This is a genomic window from Telluria sp. LT2P80, assembly GCF_059685955.1.
This window is the reverse complement of the sequence record NZ_JCASIO010000003.1, coordinates 153,854-171,529: the sequence shown is the minus strand read 5'-3', so window position 1 is coordinate 171,529 and position 17,676 is coordinate 153,854. Positions and strand designations below refer to the sequence as shown.

Annotated in this window: 14 protein-coding genes and 1 pseudogene; 5 read left to right on the top strand and 10 right to left on the bottom strand. The window is 65.2% G+C overall.

Annotation, left to right across the window (positions count from 1 at the left end):
* Positions 1-4 precede the first annotated feature (4 nt).
* The 3 genes from AC56LW_RS10055 to AC56LW_RS10045 all read right to left on the bottom strand — a co-directional run bounded on the left by AC56LW_RS10055 (position 5) and on the right by AC56LW_RS10045 (position 4,809).
* On the bottom strand, positions 5-1,348 hold the full coding sequence (locus AC56LW_RS10055) for an oxygenase MpaB family protein (RefSeq protein WP_499633932.1): 1,344 nt from the start codon (positions 1,346-1,348) through the stop codon (positions 5-7).
* Positions 1,349-1,393: 45 nt separating this feature from the next.
* Positions 1,394-3,652, bottom strand: a complete 2,259-nt coding sequence (locus tag AC56LW_RS10050; RefSeq protein ID WP_499633930.1) for a TonB-dependent receptor — start codon at positions 3,650-3,652, stop codon at positions 1,394-1,396.
* Positions 3,653-3,855: 203 nt separating this feature from the next.
* Positions 3,856-4,809, bottom strand: a complete 954-nt coding sequence (locus AC56LW_RS10045; protein WP_499633928.1) for a DMT family transporter — start codon at positions 4,807-4,809, stop codon at positions 3,856-3,858.
* A 208-nt stretch (positions 4,810-5,017) separates the two neighbouring features.
* Here AC56LW_RS10045 and AC56LW_RS10040 point away from each other — a divergent pair, with 208 nt between their 5' ends.
* The gene (locus tag AC56LW_RS10040) at positions 5,018-5,986 is read left to right on the top strand and encodes an IS1595 family transposase (protein WP_499633926.1); all 969 of its coding nucleotides are present in this window, start codon (positions 5,018-5,020) and stop codon (positions 5,984-5,986) included.
* Positions 5,987-6,109: 123 nt separating this feature from the next.
* Here AC56LW_RS10040 and AC56LW_RS10035 read toward each other — a convergent pair.
* A pseudogene (locus AC56LW_RS10035) lies at positions 6,110-7,531 on the bottom strand (methyl-accepting chemotaxis protein); the annotation flags it as partial.
* Here AC56LW_RS10035 and AC56LW_RS10030 point away from each other — a divergent pair.
* From AC56LW_RS10030 to AC56LW_RS10020, 3 genes are all read left to right on the top strand, one after another.
* Positions 7,530-7,724 carry a hypothetical protein gene (locus tag AC56LW_RS10030; RefSeq protein ID WP_499633925.1) on the top strand — a complete coding sequence of 65 codons (195 nt, stop codon included), beginning with the start codon at positions 7,530-7,532 and terminating at the stop codon, positions 7,722-7,724. The pseudogene AC56LW_RS10035 and the gene AC56LW_RS10030 overlap by 2 nt on opposite strands.
* Positions 7,725-7,831: 107 nt before the next feature.
* Positions 7,832-8,182, top strand: coding sequence for a hypothetical protein (locus AC56LW_RS10025; protein WP_499633923.1), 351 nt, complete (start codon positions 7,832-7,834; stop codon positions 8,180-8,182).
* A 382-nt stretch (positions 8,183-8,564) separates the two neighbouring features.
* Positions 8,565-9,200, top strand: a complete 636-nt coding sequence (locus AC56LW_RS10020; protein WP_499633922.1) for a TetR/AcrR family transcriptional regulator — start codon at positions 8,565-8,567, stop codon at positions 9,198-9,200.
* A gap of 65 nt (positions 9,201-9,265) precedes the next feature.
* Here AC56LW_RS10020 and lpdA read toward each other — a convergent pair whose 3' ends face one another.
* From lpdA to AC56LW_RS10000, 4 genes are read right to left on the bottom strand one after another with little or no spacing between them, the layout of a single operon-like run.
* Positions 9,266-10,672 carry a dihydrolipoyl dehydrogenase gene (lpdA, locus tag AC56LW_RS10015; RefSeq protein WP_499633920.1) on the bottom strand — a complete coding sequence of 469 codons (1,407 nt, stop codon included), beginning with the start codon at positions 10,670-10,672 and terminating at the stop codon, positions 9,266-9,268.
* Positions 10,673-12,022: a dihydrolipoamide acetyltransferase family protein gene (locus tag AC56LW_RS10010; RefSeq protein ID WP_499633918.1), complete on the bottom strand. Its 1,350-nt coding sequence runs from the start codon at positions 12,020-12,022 to the stop codon at positions 10,673-10,675.
* A gap of 2 nt (positions 12,023-12,024) precedes the next feature.
* Positions 12,025-13,071, bottom strand: coding sequence for an alpha-ketoacid dehydrogenase subunit beta (locus tag AC56LW_RS10005; RefSeq protein ID WP_229424618.1), 1,047 nt, complete (start codon positions 13,069-13,071; stop codon positions 12,025-12,027).
* A gap of 2 nt (positions 13,072-13,073) precedes the next feature.
* Entirely contained in the window at positions 13,074-14,306 is a 1,233-nt protein-coding gene (locus tag AC56LW_RS10000) for a 3-methyl-2-oxobutanoate dehydrogenase (2-methylpropanoyl-transferring) subunit alpha (RefSeq protein WP_332532000.1), read from the bottom strand.
* A gap of 243 nt (positions 14,307-14,549) precedes the next feature.
* Here AC56LW_RS10000 and AC56LW_RS09995 point away from each other — a divergent pair, with 243 nt between their 5' ends.
* Positions 14,550-15,107: a DinB family protein gene (locus AC56LW_RS09995; protein WP_499633917.1), complete on the top strand. Its 558-nt coding sequence runs from the start codon at positions 14,550-14,552 to the stop codon at positions 15,105-15,107.
* Between the two features lie 144 nt (positions 15,108-15,251).
* Here the strand turns inward: AC56LW_RS09995 and AC56LW_RS09990 are convergent, their stop codons facing one another.
* Entirely contained in the window at positions 15,252-15,911 is a 660-nt protein-coding gene (locus tag AC56LW_RS09990; RefSeq protein WP_499633915.1) for an OmpW family outer membrane protein, read from the bottom strand.
* 164 nt (positions 15,912-16,075) lie between these two features.
* Positions 16,076-17,431 carry an amino acid permease gene (locus AC56LW_RS09985; protein ID WP_499633913.1) on the bottom strand — a complete coding sequence of 452 codons (1,356 nt, stop codon included), beginning with the start codon at positions 17,429-17,431 and terminating at the stop codon, positions 16,076-16,078.
* Between the last annotated feature and the right edge of the window lie 245 nt (positions 17,432-17,676).

Below are 17,676 nucleotides of genomic sequence, written 5' to 3'. Positions count from 1 at the left end.
CCGATCAGGCCGGCGGCCTCCCGGCCAGGCGCGCTTCCAGGCGACGTATCCAGTGCGATGCCTTCGGGTCCGTGCGCCAGGTGCTGGCGGCCGCATGCACGTCGTTCAGCAGCGCGTCGGGCAGGCGCAGCGGCCGGGTCAGGTCAAGCAGGAAGTGCGTCACCAGGCGCTGGCCCAGCGCGCGCGTCAGCATGCGGCTGAGCGAAAAACCGGGCACGAACACGCGCGCCACGGCGTCGATACAGCGCACGGCTGCCAGTGCGAGCGCGAACACGGCCCGCGCCAGCAGTGGCACGCGCGCGTCCAGATCCAGGGCGCGCCTGGCGTCGCCCTTGCACAGCAGGCGCGTGAGCAGGGTCGGCACGGGTTTCAGCAGCCGGATCGGGATCTCGTTTTCCATCGCCTTCATCAGGTCCGCCGCCAGCAGCGGGCGCGGATCGGGCCTGCGCACCAGCAGGCGGGCGCGCGCCTGGATGGCCTCGAAATCGTGCTGCGCCTGTGCCATCGTGGTCGCCATCAGGCCCTGTTCGATGCCCAGCACGTGGCCCAGTACGTTCCAGGTGTGCAGGTAGGCTTCTTCATCCTGCGCGGGCAGCGCAAGGCGCAGCGTGCGCAGGCCCCGCACGAACACGTAGCTGAACGTGAGCAGGGTATAGGCCAGTTCTTCCTGATTGCATGGCAGGCCGTTGACCGACGTGTCCCAGCCGTGCGCGTACAGCGTGTGATAGATGCCGCCGCCCGCCGGCGCCAGCGACGGCACCGGTGGGGCGTCTACTGCGTCATTCGGCGTGCCGCGCAGGATCAGATAACGAATGGTGGCGTGAATCAGGCGCACCTTGAGCGCCTGGGCCACGCCGCCCCCTTCGGGCGTGGTCAGGCCGCCGGCCAGCATGACCGGGAAGATCATGGCGGCGGTGGAGCGCACGCGGTAATCGGTGTGCGCCTCAAGCTGGCCGGCCGCGTGCAGCACCGCCGACAGGTCGGGCAGCACATAGCATTCGGGCAGGCTGGCGCAGAACAGCAGCGTGCACGAGAGCATGCTCATGTCCATGAACAGCGTCTCGGCGCGCGCGATGGCCGCCCGGTCGGTCCACGCCGGCAAGTGCTGGCAGGCAGCCAGGTAGTCGGTCAACGCCTCGGCCGCGCGGGGATCGAGACCGGGCCCGGGCTGCCAGGCCGCCAGCGCGCCATTGGTCTGCCAGCGCGCCAGTTCGCCGTTGATCTGCGCGATGCGCGCCGACAGCTCGCCCGGCCCGCTGGCGCCGGCCAGCATCCGCGCGACGGTGTCATCGGCGGGCGGGTCGGCGCGCAGCGTTGGACAGAGCAACTCGGGGGCAATGCGATCCATCGGCGTTCCTTGTGAGGTAAGGGGAGGCAGGGTTCCAGCTGTGGATCAGAAGCGCAGATCGAGGCGCACGTCGGCCGTACGCGGCGCCGTCGGCGTGGTCATGCCGAAGCTGTCGATCAGCGACGGGCGCACCGAATTTTCCAGGTTGCGCACGCGCGCCAGCAGGCTCCAGGCGCCGCCGGCCGGGGCGTAGCGCAGTGTGGCGTCGGTGGTCGTGTGCGCGGGAATCCGGTATTCGAGCAGCTGGCTCGGAATCGTGATCACATACTCGGCGCTGCGGCGCGAGAACACCCCCGCATGCAGCTGCCCGCCAAACACGCCGAAGCGGTGCTCGTAGCCGAGCGTGTAGACGTGGCTTGGCGCCCGATCGAGCTTGCGGCCGGCCCATGACGCGGTGGGGGTCGGGTTGTACGACACATAGTGTGCGTCGAGCGCGGTGGCACTGTAGCTGAGGCGCCCGTTGCTGCCGACGCGGATGTCGCCGTCCAGTTCCAGGCCGCGCGAGCGGGCGACGCCGGCATTGCCCGTCAGGATGCGCGGGGCGCCCGAGACGATGGCGGTGCCGCTCAGTTGCAGATTCGTGTAGTCGTATACGAAGGCAGCGGCGTTGACGGTGACGCGGCCACCCCACAGGCGCGACTTGACGCCGGCTTCCCAAGCGCGCAGTTCTTCCGGCTGGTAGTACAGCGCGCTTTCCGATACGGCCACTTCCGCCGGGCAAGCGATGCCCAGCGCGGTGCTGCCGGCGATGCAGCCGTCGTTGAAGCCGCCCGCCTTGTAGCCGGTGGCCAGGCTGCCATACAGCAGCGTCGTGGGCAGCAGGTCGTAGTCAAGTCCCAGGCGCCAGGTCGTGCGCGCGGTATTCAATTCGGCCGCATTGAGCAGGCGCCGGTCGGTCGCGGCGTTGAACACGGGCCCTTGCCGGAAATCGGTCGAGCCGACGCGGTCCTTGTCGTCCTCGGTGCGGCGCGCGCCGGCGGTCAGGCGCAGGCCGTCGACCACGCGCCAGGTCAGCTGGCCGAACACGGCGCGGCTGCGCGCTTCGGTCACGAGCGGAAACGCGTAATACGGCGGCAAGCCGACCGCTTGCAGTCCCTGGAACGCGTACGACGTGTCGGACGTTTCGCTGAAGTAGTACAAGCCGCCCTGGGCGCTGAGCGGGCCGGCGCCATTGGTGGCCAGGCGCAGCTCATGCGAATCCTGCTCGTTGTGGCCGTCGTAGTTGTTGATCACGCCAAGGGCGAGCTGCGGGGCCACGCGGTAGTAGTAGTTCTGGCGGAGTTCCTGGTCCAGCTTGCGGCGCGCGCCCAGGTAATACAGCGTGGCGGGACCGAGATCCCAGCGCAGGTCGGCGGACCAGCCCCGGGCCACGCGGTCTTGCCAGCCCTGCACGGGCGTCATGTTCGGCGGGCGGAAGCTGTTGGTCAGGCGTTCGTCGGTCGTGCTGTCGCGGTACACGGGTTTGCCGCTGGCCACGCCGGTATAGAAATTCGTGTCCGGCACGAAGCGATCGTTATTGCCTTTGGCCTGGCCATGATCGTAGCGCAGCACCAGCGCGGCGTCGCGGCCCAGTGCCAGCTTGGCACTCAGGCGCGCGTCACGGTCGTCCTGGTCCATGCCGGGGCGCAGCAGCGTGCCCTGGCCGTTGTTCAGGTAGGGGTCATGCTGCAACGTGCTCACGGCGGCGCGCAGCACCAGCATGTCGTTCACCGGCACGTTGATCACGCCGTCGACCTTGCGCCGGTCGTAGGTGCCCGCTTCGAACCCGATGGCGCCCTCGAAGCGGTCAGTTGGCAGGTTCGAGATCACATTGACCAGGCCGGCAGTCGTGTTGCGGCCATACAGCGTGCCCTGCGGGCCACGCAGCACTTCGATGCGGTCGACGTCGAGGAAATTGCCGCTCTGGCCGGCTGGCCGTGCGATGTACACGCTGTCGAGCATGAAGGCGGCCGACGGGTCGCCCTTGTCGGTGGTGTCGCTGTTGCTGATGCCACGGATCGTCAGGCGCAGGCCCGAGAACGCCTGGTCGATGTAGACATTCGGCAGGCGCGGGCCAATGGTGGCAGCGCTGTCGGCGCCCAGCTCGCGCAACTGCTCGCCGGACAGGACGCTGATCGCAAGCGGCGTACGGGACGCCAGGGATTCGGTGCGCTGGGCGGTGACGACGACTTCCGGCACGGCCTGGCCGCTGTCCTGGCCACTGTGCAGCATGGGCGCAGTTTGCGCGCTGGCGATACTGCAGACGATAATGGATACGGCCGCGGCCAGCAGCGTGTGCGCTGGGCGGACTGGTGTTGCTTTCATTGATACCACTCCCGGTGGGACAACTGCGTGCCCGTCCTGGGCAACGCATGTCCAATGTTGTTCTTTGTGGCAAATTTAATTGCGCTGAGCAATTCCACGCCCGAGAGTCTAGCAGTACATCCCGAGGCGAAATAGTCCGGGGAAGTTAATTGAACAAAAATGACACCTGTACGCAACGGTCAGCGTGTTGACTGAGTAATCTGTCAATGAAGCTCGGCACCAGGACTGATGATTTTGTCATTCCCAACGGCGCCGTGCAGCCTGACCGACCAGGCCACGCCGGCGATCAGCAGCGCGATTGCCGCCAGTTCGAGCGGCCGTGGTCCGGCGCCGCGATAAATGCAGCCGTACAGCAGCGCGAACAGGGTTTCGAACAGGATCAGCTGGCCTGTCAGCGTGACGGGCACGCGGCGGCTCGCCACGTTCCAGAAATGGTTGCCGATGACCGATGCGCCCAGCGCCAGCAAAGCGTTGCAGGCCCAGAACACGGTCCAGTCGCGCTCGCCAGCCACTGGCCCGCCGGCATCCCAGAACGCGAACGGGGCGAGCGCCAGGGACAGCACGCCCGTGGCCAGGCCGTACAGCGCCGACCATTCGCCGCTGCCAAAGCGCGGGTTGCTCTTCAGGTAGCGTGCATTGTCGAGCGCGTACCAGCTCCAGCACAGCAAGGCGCCGGTGGCGCACAGCACGCCGCCGGCGATGGCGATGCCGGATGCGTCGGGCGGCGCATGCATGAAGGTGTCGATGTTGATGCAGGCGATGCCAACTGCGACCAGCAGCAGCGGGGCCAGCATGCGCCGCAGCGGCACGGCGCCATGGTCATGGCGACCGAGCAGCGTGACGACCAGCGGCACCATGCCGACGATCAGCGAGGTGGGCGCGACGCCCGCATACTGCACGCCGTACGCCAGCAGCACGTAATACACGAGGTTGCCGGCCAGCGCATGACGCGCCAGAGCGTACAGATCGGTCCGGGACAGGCTGGCGAGCAGGGTGCGCAGGCGCGGGCCCAGGAGCGCGAGGGCGATGGCGCCGTAGGCCAGATAGCGCCCGACGGTCAGTTGCAGCGGCGTGAACGCGGCCAGATACGCCGGCGCAACGAACACGATGCCCCACATGGCGCCAGCCAGCAAGCCGCACAACACACCGATACCCATGCCTGTTCCTTCCGTGACGCCGTCAGCCGGGCATTCTAGCAGCGGCTCAGGCCGCCAATGCAAGAACGGACGCCGGCGGCGCCAGGCGTACGCCGCGCGCCGTGGCCGGTTCGAGGCGGAAGGCGCAGTCAGCGTTAAATAGAGACTACTTTTGAACTGACGAGCAGTCCAGTGGTCCAACCCCTGTCCACAGCGTCAGGAGTCGATCATGAAAGCGCCGCGTTTCAAGGGCTGGTTTGCAAAACTGCCTTCGCTGAACCAGCCCCAGCGTCGGCAAGTGCTCGATGCCCTGCACCCTGCAGCCGGGCTGGATCAGGTAGTCGCACTCATCAGTGAGGCCAGGGCGCCAGGCCGCTGCTGCCCCAGATGCGGCAATGAGCGTTGCTACCGGCACGGGTTCGCCAACGACTTGCAGCGTTACCGCTGCTGCGCTTGCGGTCGCACCTTCAACGACCTGACCGGTACGCCGCTGGCTCGGCTGAGGCTCAAGGCCAAATGGCTTGCGTATTCTCAGACGCTGCTCGATTCACTCCCCGTGCGCAAGGCAGCAAACCGGGTTAGCGTACACCGCGACACTGCCTTTCGCTGGCGCCATCGCTTCCTGCATTGGGTCAAGCTCGACCGGCCCGCAATCCTCAATGGCATCGTCGAGGCCGATGAAACATTTCTGCTCGAATCACAAAAAGGTTCACGCACGCTTGATCGGCCGCCGCGCCACCGCGGCGGCCACGCTGCCAAACCGGGCATTTCCAGCGAACTGGACTGTATCCTGGTCGCGCGCGACCGTGAGGGCCGCACGGTCGATGCCGTCACTGGCCGCGGCGCACTGACGGCTGCGCAGCTCGAGCGTAACTTGCTGCCCAGGCTCGATCAGCAGTCCTTGCTGGTCAGTGACAGCCACACCGCCTACCGCGCATTTGCACGCAAGCACAGGATCGCGCACGAGACGGTCAACCTGCGCGCCGGTGAGCGTGCGAGACGACTGGGCAATCTTGCTGTCCACGTGCAGAACGTTAACGCTTACCATCAGCGTTTCAAGGCCTGGCTACAGCGCTTTCGCGGCGTGGCGTCGCGCTACCTGCCCAATTACCTGGGCTGGCGCTGGGCGCTGGATGGAGAGCGAATTATTTTGCCAGGCCAATTGCTTCGCATTGCTATCAGCGTCATCAACAGATAACACTGACTGCGCCAGGCGGAACGTGGCCACGACCGACGCGAGCTGGCTGGCCTGCTCGCGCATCGCGTCGGCCGCCGCAGCGGCTTCTTCGACGAGCGCAGCGTTTTGCTGCGTGACGCGGTCCATCTCGACCAGCGCGGTATTGACCTGCTCGATGCCGGCGCTCTGCTCTTCGCTGGCGGCGGCGATCTCGCTCACGATCACCGTGACCTGGCCGATGCTGTGCACGATCTGCTGCATGGTTGTCCCGGCCAGGTCGACCTGGCGCGTGCCTTCGCGTACCTGCGTAACCGAATCGTCGATCAGCCCCTTGATTTCCCGGGCTGCGGCCGCCGAACGCTGGGCCAGCGTACGCACTTCGCCGGCAACGACGGCGAAGCCGCGACCCTGCTCGCCGGCGCGGGCTGCTTCGACGGCCGCATTGAGCGCCAGGATATTCGTCTGGAATGCAATGCCGTCGATCACGCCGATGATGTCGACGATGCGCTGCGACGAGGCGTCGATCCGCCCCATCGTGCCAATCACATCGCCCACGATGCGCCCGCCTTCCCCGGCCACGCCGGCAGCAGTGGCGGCCAGGCTGTTGGCGCGGTGAGCGTGCTCGGTATTCTGGCGGACGGTCGACGTCAGTTCTTCCATCGAGGCAGCCGTTTCTTCGAGCGAGCCGGCTTGCTGCTCGGTGCGGGCCGACAGGTCCTGGTTGCCGCTGGCGATGTCGCCCGAGACGTGCGCGATCGTCGCGGTGCCGTCGCGTACCTGCCCGACGATACCGGCGAGGTTGCCGTTCATGCGGCCCAGCGCATCGAGCAACTGGCCGACTTCGTCGCGCCGGCCTGTCTCGATGCGGCTGGTCAGGTCGCCCGCTGCAACGCGCTCGGCCACCGCGACCGCGCTGCGCAGCGGCTGGGTGATCGAGCGGGTGATCCACCAGGCGCAGCCAATGCCCAGCAGCAGGGCAGCACCGGCGAGCGTGAACAGGATGACCCTGGTTCTGGCGTACGAATCGAGGATGGTCGTTGCAATGACGCCCGTGGCCGCGCTTTGCATGTCGGCGAACTTGCGTACCGTTGCCAGATACGAGTCCGTCTGCGGTGTCACGCGGGTGCGATAGACGTCGTCAACCCGGGCCTGGTCGCCCGCGCGCTTGGCCGCAAACAGCGCATCGCGCGCGGCCATGTACGCCAGGCGCTCTGCCTTGACGGTCTTGAACTGCTCGCGCACGCCCGGGTTGGCAAGTGCCGCGTCGATCTCCTGCTGCAGTTCGTTCGAGCGCGCCGTGATGGCAGCACGGCGGGCGGCAATGACGTCCAGGATCGCCGCATCGGGCGCGTGGTAGACGGTTTCGTTGATCGCGGTGTTGACTTCGATATTGCGACGCCATTCGGCGATATTGCGCTGGTTCTTCATGCTGGTGTTGACGAGTCGATGGGTCTTGCTGCCTGCTTCGTCCATGCGGGTGAGGGCGGTCGCGCTCAGTGCAACGAGCAGCGCCAGCACAATGGCAAAGCCCAGCCCGAGGCGAGCGCCTAAAGGTATGTTCTTCATGGGGATGATCCTGAAAATCGGTGGTGCAGTGCCGGATACCGGACTGCTGATGATGGAATGCGCAAACCACGCCTGCACGAGCGACGCCGGGCAGGCAGTTCGTCGGCAGTATAACGCTGCAGGCTCGAAAAATGTTGCATTGAGGCAAAACTGCAACTCGGTAGTGGTGCTGATTGTCTTATGGCCTCGATGATGCATGTCGTGCGCTCCCAGTCCTACAGGGAACGGGCGCAAACGCCTATGGCGGCAGTGCGCGATCGGCATAAGATGACTGCATCCATCACACATCAGGAGTACAGCATGCCAATCGATAACGACAACAAGGATCAGGACGTCAAGGGCCGTAACTGGGACCAGCTCACCACCGGCACGACGAGCGTGGCAACGATGGGTGCCGGCTCGACTGGCGACGTCGCAGGTAGCGGCAGCAAGCAGGCGGCGCCGGGGACGAATACCGAGAGTGAGAACGAAACGGCTGGTGGCGGGTTGCAACAGCTCGGCCGCACCGATGATCTGCTGGCGGGTGGATCGACCGAAGAGCAGACCGATGAAGGTTTCCAGGGCAAGACTGACGAGAATGGCACGCAAGGCAGTCAGGCCGCCGCTGCCGGTACCAGCGACCGCGCTGGCAAAGGGGCGGACAACAAATAAGCACTGACCTGCTGCTGGGCTGGCGAATCGCGTTGCAGCGTTCGCCGGCGCCACGCGAGATCTCCATTAAGGCTCGCCGGCGTGGCGCGAGTGGACTAGAATGGACCTGGTCACCTTGTCTGCCAGATAACGGTGTTTGGCCACAACCGAGAGCATGATGCCAACTGCTGGCGCCTTCGATTCGATCCGGCTCAGATTTGCACATCGGGTGCGGTGCCATCACCCTGTTTGCATAGAGAAATTGAACAGCAGGTGCGTCAATTACCTGCTGTCTGCGGGTGAACATCGGATGCCCGTGGAAGTGTCACGCCCTTGACCCAGTTGCAATGACTGACATGGCAGATTGTCATCATTATTAGTGATAATGTGTCAGAATGTTGCAATGACTCAAGAGCTTTCAAACACTCGCTCCTATCGCGGACAGACGCCGGAGCAGCGTCGCGCCGACCGGCGTAACCGCCTCATTGCCGGCGCCATCAGTGTGTATGGTGAGCGCGGCTATCATAATGCGACCGTCAAGGCGGTCTGCGATGCCGCGGGTCTCACCGAGCGCTACTTCTACGAATCGTTCGCAAACAGCGAAATGCTCTTGATCGCCAGCTACACTTTCATCACCGATCTGGTGCGTGAAAGAGTGTTGCTCGCCGGGGAATCGGCACGCGGCGGCAGGATTGCCCGGTCGCGAGCCATGCTCTACGCTTATTTCTCTTCGATCCAGCGCGATCCCCGTTCAGCACGTGTATTCCTCGTCGAAATCCGTGGTGTGAGTGCTGCCGTGGACCGCACCTTCGATGAATCGCTCCATGAATTCGGATTGGCTGTCACGCGGCTCGTCGCGCCCGATTTGCTGGACGATGAGTTATTGCAGGCAGGCGTCATTGGCGGCGTGATCCATATTGCCATGCGCTGGATCGCGTGCGACTACAAGCCGCCGATCGACGAGGCAGTCGCGGCGGCGCTGCGCCTTGGTACAGCACTGTCCAAGCGGCCCCGCGTCGCGCCAGCCGGCAGCGCGTAATCAGTCACGGTCAATAAAAGGAAAGCCGGGCAGAAGCGCCATCCCTGTGCGGGATGGCGCCTGCATCAGATATGCAGTGCGTGCCCCAGCGCGCGCAGCGCTGCTTCCTGCACCGCTTCACCGAGCGTTGGATGCGCGTGGATCGTGCGTGCCACATCTTCCAGTTGTGCCCCCAGTTCGATCGACTGCGTGAAGCCAGCCGCCAGTTCGGCCACGCCGACGCCCACCGCCTGCCAGCCCAGGATCAGGTGATTGTCCTTGCGCGCAACGACGCGGACAAAACCGTCGGTGCTCTCGATCGTCATCGCCCGCCCGTTGGCGCTGAACGGGAAGCTCGCGCTGATGGCGTCGATGCCGGCCGCTGCGGCCTCGCCAGGAGACATGCCGGCCACCACGATTTCGGGATCGGTGTAGCAGACAGCCGGAATGGCCGCCGGATGGAACCAGCGCCGCTTGCCGGCGATGATCTCGGCCACCATCTCGCCCTGCGCCATCGCGCGGTGCGCCAGCATCGGTTCACCGGTCAGGTCGCCAATCGCCCAGACATTGCGCATCGACGTGCGGCATTGCTCGTCGACTTTGACGGCGCGCCCGTTCATGTCGAGCATCAGGTGTTCGAGGCCCCAGCCGGTGGTTGCCGGCTTGCGGCCCACGGCCACCAGCACGCGGTCAGCCTCGAGATAGGCTTCCACGCCGGACGCGTCGCGCACCTTGACCCGCTCGCCCTCCATGCCCAGCACCGATGTCGCCAGACGGACCTCGACACCGAGGCGCTCGAGTGAACTGGCAACCGGTTTGACCAGATCCGCATCGTAGGCAGGCAGGATGCGTTCGGCTGCTTCGACGACCGTGACCTGGCTGCCCAGCTTGCGAAACGCCGTACCCAGTTCCAGCCCAATATAACCGGCGCCAACCACCACCATACGGCGCGGTACCTCACTCAATGACAGCGCCTCGGTCGACGAAATGACCGGACCGCCAAACGGCATGAACGGCAGTTCGACCGCGTGCGAGCCGCTCGCCAGCAGCATGTGTTCGCAGCGGATGCGCACCGGCTCTTGCCCGCTGCCCTCATGCGGCTGCACTTCGACGGTCTTGCCGTCGAGGACACGGGCCCAGCCGCGTACCACGCGCACACCCTGTTTCTTCAGCAGCGCGCCCACGCCGCCTGTCAGGCGCTTGACGATGCCGTCCTTCCAGGCCACCGTCTTGTCGAGATCGATGCTGGGGGCCTCGACCCTGATCCCCAACGGCGACGTTTGCGCCGCGTAATGCACGGTCTTGGCGTATTCGTCGGCCGCATGGATCAGCGCCTTGGACGGAATGCAGCCGATGTTCAGGCAGGTGCCGCCCGGTTGCGCGCCTTCGACGAGAACGGTGGGGATGCCCAACTGGCCGGCGCGGATGCCCGCCACGTAACCGGCCGGGCCGCCACCGATGATCAGGAGCGTCGTATTGATTGTCTCCATCACTTACTCCACGAACAGGGTGGCAGGAAATTCGAGGTAGCCTCGGATCGACTGCACGAACTGGGCGGCCACCATGCCGTCGATGACGCGGTGGTCGAACGAGGATGACAGGTTCATCATCTTGCGCGCCACCATCGCGCCGTCACGAATGACTGGGCGGTCGACGATACGGTTCACGCCGACGATGGCGACCTCGGGCCGGTTGATGACAGGCGTCGTGACGATGCCGCCCAGCGCGCCCAGGCTCGTGATCGTGATGGTCGAGCCGGTCAGCTCGTCGCGCGTGGCCTTGCCGCTGCGGGCGGCTTCGGCCAGGCGTGCAATTTCGGCGGCGCTCGACCATGGGTCGCGCGATTCGGCGTGGCGCACGACCGGCACCATTAGTCCCGATTCGGTCTGCGCCGCAATGCCGATGTGGGCCGCGTCGTACGTCGTCAGTGTGTTGGCCTCGTCGTCGTAGCGCGCGTTCATCATCGGATAGCTGCGCAGCGCCAGTACCACGGCGCGCATCAGCAGCGGCAGCAGTGTGAGCTTGCCGCGCTCCTGGCCGTAGCGGGCGTTGAGTTGCAGGCGCAGCGCTTCGAGTTCGGTCACGTCGACTTCTTCGACGTAGGTGAAGTGCGGGATGTTGCGCTTGGCTTCCTGCATCTTCTCGGCGATCTTGCGGCGCAGGCCAATGATCTGCGTGGCGTGTTCGCCGTGCTGTTCGGCATAGCGTTCGTCCATCGCGCCATTGGTCGCGCCGCCGCGGCGGCCGGCCACGTGCGCATCCAGGTCGGCATGCGTGATGCGGCCTGCGGGCCCGCTGCCGGGCACGAACTGCAGCTCGACGCCCAGATCCCAGGCGCGCTGGCGCACGGCCGGCGGGGCCAGCGGTTTTTCACCGTCGGCGCGCAGCGGTCCACCGGCCCCGGACCCCGCCCTGGCTGGCGCTGGCTTGGCTGCCGGAGCAGGTGCCGGCTTGGCTGGTGCAGCGGCCGGCGCTGGCGCGGCTGACGCATGCGCCGCCACGGCCTCGAGCTGCGGTTCGGCCACTTCTTCGGCCGGCGCGGTGGCCGCACCGGACTGCACGGGTTCACGGCGCGCCTTGTCGGCGCTGACGTTGCCGGCGCCGGCGACTTCGAGGCGGATCAGCTCCGCGCCGACGGCCAGCGACTGGCCGATGGCGCCGCCCAGGCTCGTGATTGTGCCGGCGACGGGCGACGGAATTTCCACCGTCGCCTTGTCGGTCATGACGTCGGCCAGTACCTGGTCTTCGCGCACCGTGTCGCCCGGCTGGACGTGCCAGGCCACGACTTCCACTTCAGCGATGCCTTCACCGAGGTCCGGCATCTTGATGACATGAATCCCCATGATCAACCCTCCATCACGCGTTTCAGGGCCGCGCCGACACGGTCGGGCCCCGGAAAGTAAGCCCATTCCTGCGCATGCGGATACGGGGTGTCCCAGCCGGCCACGCGCCCGATCGGCGCTTCCAGCTGGTAGAAACAGTGCTCTTGAATCAGCGCGGCCAGTTCGGCGCCGAAGCCGCTCGTTTGCGTGGCCTCGTGCACGATCACGCAGCGGCCGGTCTTTTGCACCGACTTGACGAGCGTGTCCAGGTCGAGTGGCCAGATGCTGCGCAGGTCAATCACCTCGGCATCGACGCCCGATTCACGGGCGGCGGCTTCAGCGACCCAGACCATGGTGCCGTAGGCGATGACGGTGACGTCGTTGCCGGGGCGGACGATGGCCGCCTTGTCCAGTTCCACCGTGTAGTAGCCGGTCGGGACATCGCCTTTCGGGTGGCCCGACCATGGCACGACAGGCCGGTCGTGGTGGCCGTCGAACGGGCCGTTGTACAGGCGCTTGGGTTCCAGGAAGATCACCGGATCGTCGTTCTCGATCGATGCGATCAGCAGGCCTTTGGCGTCGTACGGGTTCGACGGCATCACGGTGCGCAGGCCGCACACGTGGGTGAAGAATGCTTCCGGGCTCTGGCTGTGGGTCTGGCCGCCGTAGATGCCGCCGCCGCAAGGCATGCGGATCACCATCGAGGCCGTGAACTCACCAGCCGAGCGGTAGCGCAGGCGCGCCGCCTCGGACACGATCTGGTCGGTCGCCGGATAGAAATAATCGGCAAACTGGATCTCGACCACCGGACGCAGGCCATACGCGGCCATGCCGACCGCGGTGCCGACAATGCCGCCTTCGGAAATCGGCGCGTCGAATGCACGCGATTTGCCATATTTCGCCTGCAAGCCGTCAGTCACACGGAACACGCCGCCGAAGTAGCCGACGTCCTGGCCGTAGACGACGACGTTGTCGTCGCGTTCCATCATCACGTCCATGGCCGAGCGCAGCGCCTGGATCATGGTCATCGGCACGGTGGCCGCATCTTTTGGTAAATCGTCGCGTGCCATGCTCATACCCCCAGCTGTTGACGCTGACGGCGCAAGTGCTCCGGCATGTCTTTATAAACGTCCTCGAACATCGTCGCAGCGCTCGGTGCGCGCTCGTCGCCCAGGATGCCGAAACTCTCGGCTTCTTTTTGCGCGGCCAGGATCTCGGCTTCGAGCGCCGTGTGCGTCGCGTCGTGCTCCTCGTCTGACCACCAGCCCAGATTGGTCAGGTACTGGCGCAGGCGGGCAATCGGGTCGCCCAGCGGGAAGCGGGCGTAATCATCGGCCGGGCGATAGCGCGCCGGATCGTCCGACGTCGAGTGAGGGCCGGCGCGGTAGGTCACCCATTCGATCAGCGTCGGACCGAGGTTGCTGCGCGCCCGTTCGGCGGCCCAGCGCGAGGCGGCCAGCACGGCCAGAAAATCGTTGCCATCGACGCGCAGCGACGCGATGCCGCTGCCCACGCCACGGGTCGCGAAGGTCACGCTCTCGCCGCCGGCAATCGCCTGGAAGCTCGAGATTGCCCACTGGTTGTTGACGACGTTGAGGATGACCGGCGCGCGGTACACGTGGGCGAAGGTAAGGGCGGTGGAGAAGTCGGATTCGGCGGTGGCGCCGTCGCCGATCCAGGCCGATGCGATCTTGGTGTCGCCCTTGATGGCCGAGGCCATGGCCCAGCCGACCGCTTGCGGGTATTGCGTGGCGAGGTTGCCGGAAATCGTGAAGAAGCCGGCGCTGCGCACCGAGTACATCACCGGCAACTGGCGGCCCTTGAGGGGATCGCGCTCGTTCGACAGCAGCTGGCAGATCATGTCGACCAGCGGCACTTCACGCGCCATCAACAGGCTTTGCTGGCGGTAGGTCGGGAAATTCATGTCGCCGTCCTGCAGCGCGAGCGCGTGGGCGGTGCCGATCGCTTCTTCGCCGAGGCTGATCATGTAGAACGACATTTTCTTCTGGCGCTGGGCGATGACCATGCGCGCATCAAAAATGCGGGTCTTCATCATCGTGCGCAGGCCGAAGCGCAACAGGTCGCGGTCGGGCGCTTCGGCCCACGGGCCGACGGCGTTGCCGTGCTCGTCGAGCACGCGTATGAGCTGCTGGGCCATGTCGCTCGTCTCGAGCGGGGCCACATCGATGGGCGGGCGCCGGACAGCGCCGGCAGGGGTCAACTGAAGGTACGTAAAATCGGTCTTGCAGCCCGGACGGCCGGTAGGCTCCGGTACGTGCAGCGACAGAGGATTGCTCTGGCTCATATATGTGCTTTCCCTTGTGAGGTGGTGTGCAGCATGAAGATCATAGCGTGCTGATTGACGTTTACGTCAACTGCGACGAACTATTTTCATATTGCTATGCACCATACGGGAGCGGCGGCCGCAGACGAAACGGCGGGCTCGTGCAGCGTCATGCTGTGTTTAGGGCCAGGTTGTGCTCGCAACGCGATGCAGCAATTTAATTTTCGAAGGAAAGACGCGCGGGTGAGAGAATCGAGCTTCCCCATGACCGGAGGCATCATGCCGACCTGCGACGACATCCATCTGCTGGCACGCTACAACGCGACGATGAACCGCCAGCTGTACGATGCGGCCGCGACCTTGCCGCAGGAGGCAGTCACTGCCGAGCGGGGTGCCTTCTTTGGATCATTGCTGGGAACGCTCAACCATCTGGTCGCAGGCGACAGCATCTGGCTGTCACGCTTTGCTGGCCATGTGACGATGTTTCGCGCGCTCGAGACGCTGCGCGGCGTGGCGATCTCCAGCGACTTGCGCCAGTCGTACGGGGACAGCCTGGCGTTGCTGCGCGTGCAGCGTGAGCGGATCGACGGGATCGTCATGGCGCTGGCGGCCGAGGTAACATCCGCCGATCTGGACCACGTGCTGGCTTACCGCAACACGCGTGGCGCCTCGTTCTGCAAGCCGTTCGGCAGCCTGCTGCTGCACTTCTTCAATCACCAGACCCATCATCGCGGCCAGGCCAGCACCTTGCTGACGCAGGCCGGCGCCGACATCGGCGTGACCGACCTGCTGGTGCTTATCGGGGACCAGCCGCCAGCGTGACGCTGGCGCGCCGCTCGCGCAGCCAGAACCCCGGGCCCAGCAACGCCAACCTGCTGAAGCGGGAAGGTGGTGCTTGAATACTACGCAGCAAATTCATCGAGCGAAGCAGGCCGCTGAAAGGCAGTTGGATGTGCCTCGTGCCGCTTAGAACAGATAGGTGACGCCGAAATTGAGCGAGGCTGGTCGATATTTCGGCTTGCCGATCAGCATATTGCCGGCATTGGATGCCTTGAATGTGCCACTCTCGACACTAGTCCAGCGCGCATCGCCAGTGAGGCGCCAGCGGGGTGCCAGGCTGTACTCGACGCCCACGATGGCTTGTACACCCACGCCGCCTTCACGTGAATATTCTTGCTCTGATCCGTTGCGGTCAACGTCGATATCGAGCGCGATCACGTAGCCCAGGCCGGCGCCGACGAACGGACGTAACGCGCCGCGAGCCGGGAAGCGGTAGTACACGTTCAAGAGGACCAGTTCGGAAAAGATGTTGCCATCGACTTCGACACCGCCGACGCGCCTGAGATAATTGCCGCGCTCGTCCAAGGCCAGCTCGACAGCCCACCCGTTGCCGAAGCGACGGCCCACGGCGGCGCCAAAACCGAGACCCCCACCAAATTTGGCCGTGCCTCCCACACCGGGACCGGTAGGGCGGAACTCGGAAAAGCTGGTCGATGGCGCTGCGGGGACGCCCCCGTAAGCGCTGGCGTAGAAGCCTGCTTCGTCCTGGGCGGCAGCTGATAACGGGATCAGCAGCAGGAGTGCGGTGAGATACGTGACGTAGCGCGTCTTGAAAGGCTGGTTCATGGCAGTCCTTTGGCGATGGAACTACTGGAGAGAACAGCCAATCACTGTACAGTTTTTCTGCGCGCTGTAAATACCAGTTTCGCCACAGACCCGGTCATCCGAATCGCGTGCTGCGCCCCCACAACAGGCCTTGCTGCGCCCTCCAGAGCACAGCGAACCCATGCTTACTGCACAGCGGCGCGCCGTTCGCGCAGCCAGAACCCCAGACCCAGCAGCGCCAGCCAGATCGGGATCAGGATCACCGAGATGCGCAGCCCCGGCGTGATCGCCATGATCACGAGCAGGATGGCGACGAACGCCAGGCACACGTAATTCGACAGCGGGAACCATGGACTGCGGAACAATGTCAACGCGCCTGCGTTGTCCTTGCTGCGCCGGAAGCGCAGGTGGCTCCACGAAATCATTGCCCAGTTGATGACCAGTGCGGCGACGGCCAGGCTCATCACCATGCCCAGCGCTTCTTCTGGCAGGAAGTAATTGATCAGGATTGCCGAGCCGGTGGCCACGGCCGACACGGCCAGCGCATTGAGCGGCACGCCGCGTGCATTGGTGCGCATCAGCACTTGCGGCGCATTGCCTTGCGCGGCCAGGCCGAACAGCATGCGGCTGTTGGCATACACACAGCCGTTGTAGACCGACAGCGCAGCCGTCAGCACGACCAGGTTCAGGACGTTGGCGACCCAGCCGTTGTCGAGCGCGGCGAAGATCAGCACGAACGGGCTGCCGCCGGAGACGACTTTCTGCCACGGGAACAGCATCAGGAGCACGGCCAGCGCGCCGATGTAGAAGATCAGGATGCGGTACAGCGCGTTATTGGTCGCGCGCGGAATCGTGCGCGACGGGTCGTCCGCCTCGGCGGCGGTGATGCCGATCAGTTCCAGCCCGCCGAACGAAAACATGATCACCGCCATGGCCATGGCCAGGCCGGCCACGCCGTTGGGGAAGAAGCCGCCGTGGCGCCACAGATTGGACACGCCCGCCTCGGGGCCGGCCCCGCCGCCGATCAACAGGTACAGGCCGAACACGATCATGCCGACCACGGCCGCCACCTTGATGACGGCAAACCAGAATTCCATCTCGCCGAACGCCTTCACGTTCAACAGGCTGAGCAGGTTGACGAGGACGAAGAAGCCCAGTGCCGAGACCCACGTCGGCAGTTCCGGGAACCAGTACTGCATATAGATGCCCAGCGCCGTCAGTTCCGCGAGGCTGACCAGGATGTACATGACCCAGTAATTCCAGCCCGACACGAAGCCGGCCCAGCGCCCGCAATATTTGTCGGCGAAGTGGCTGAACGAGCCGGCCACCGGTTCGTCGACGATCATCTCGCCCAGCTGGCGCATGATCAGGAAGGCGACCGCGCCGGCGATAGCATACCCGAGCAGCACCGAGGGGCCGGCCATCTGAATGGTCGAGGCAATGCCGAGGAACAGGCCGGTGCCGATGGCGCCGCCCAGGGCGATCAGCTGGATGTGGCGGTTCTTGAGCCCGCGCTTGAGTTGGTGGTGCCCGTCGTCCATCGTCGGTTTCTTGATCTTGCTATAAAGACAGGGATTCTACTGCATTGGCGGGGTGCGGCAAACTCGCGCCACGGTTTTGCTTGTCACGCTATGCTGATGGTGATGGCAATTCGCCGACACTCACTGGAGACAAGCATGCGCAAGATGATCATGATGGCCCTGGCGGGCCTGCTGTGGAAACAGTTTCAGACCAAGGTCATGAAGCGTCCGGTCGCGCAAAAGAAGACCTGGCGTTACTAAGCAAC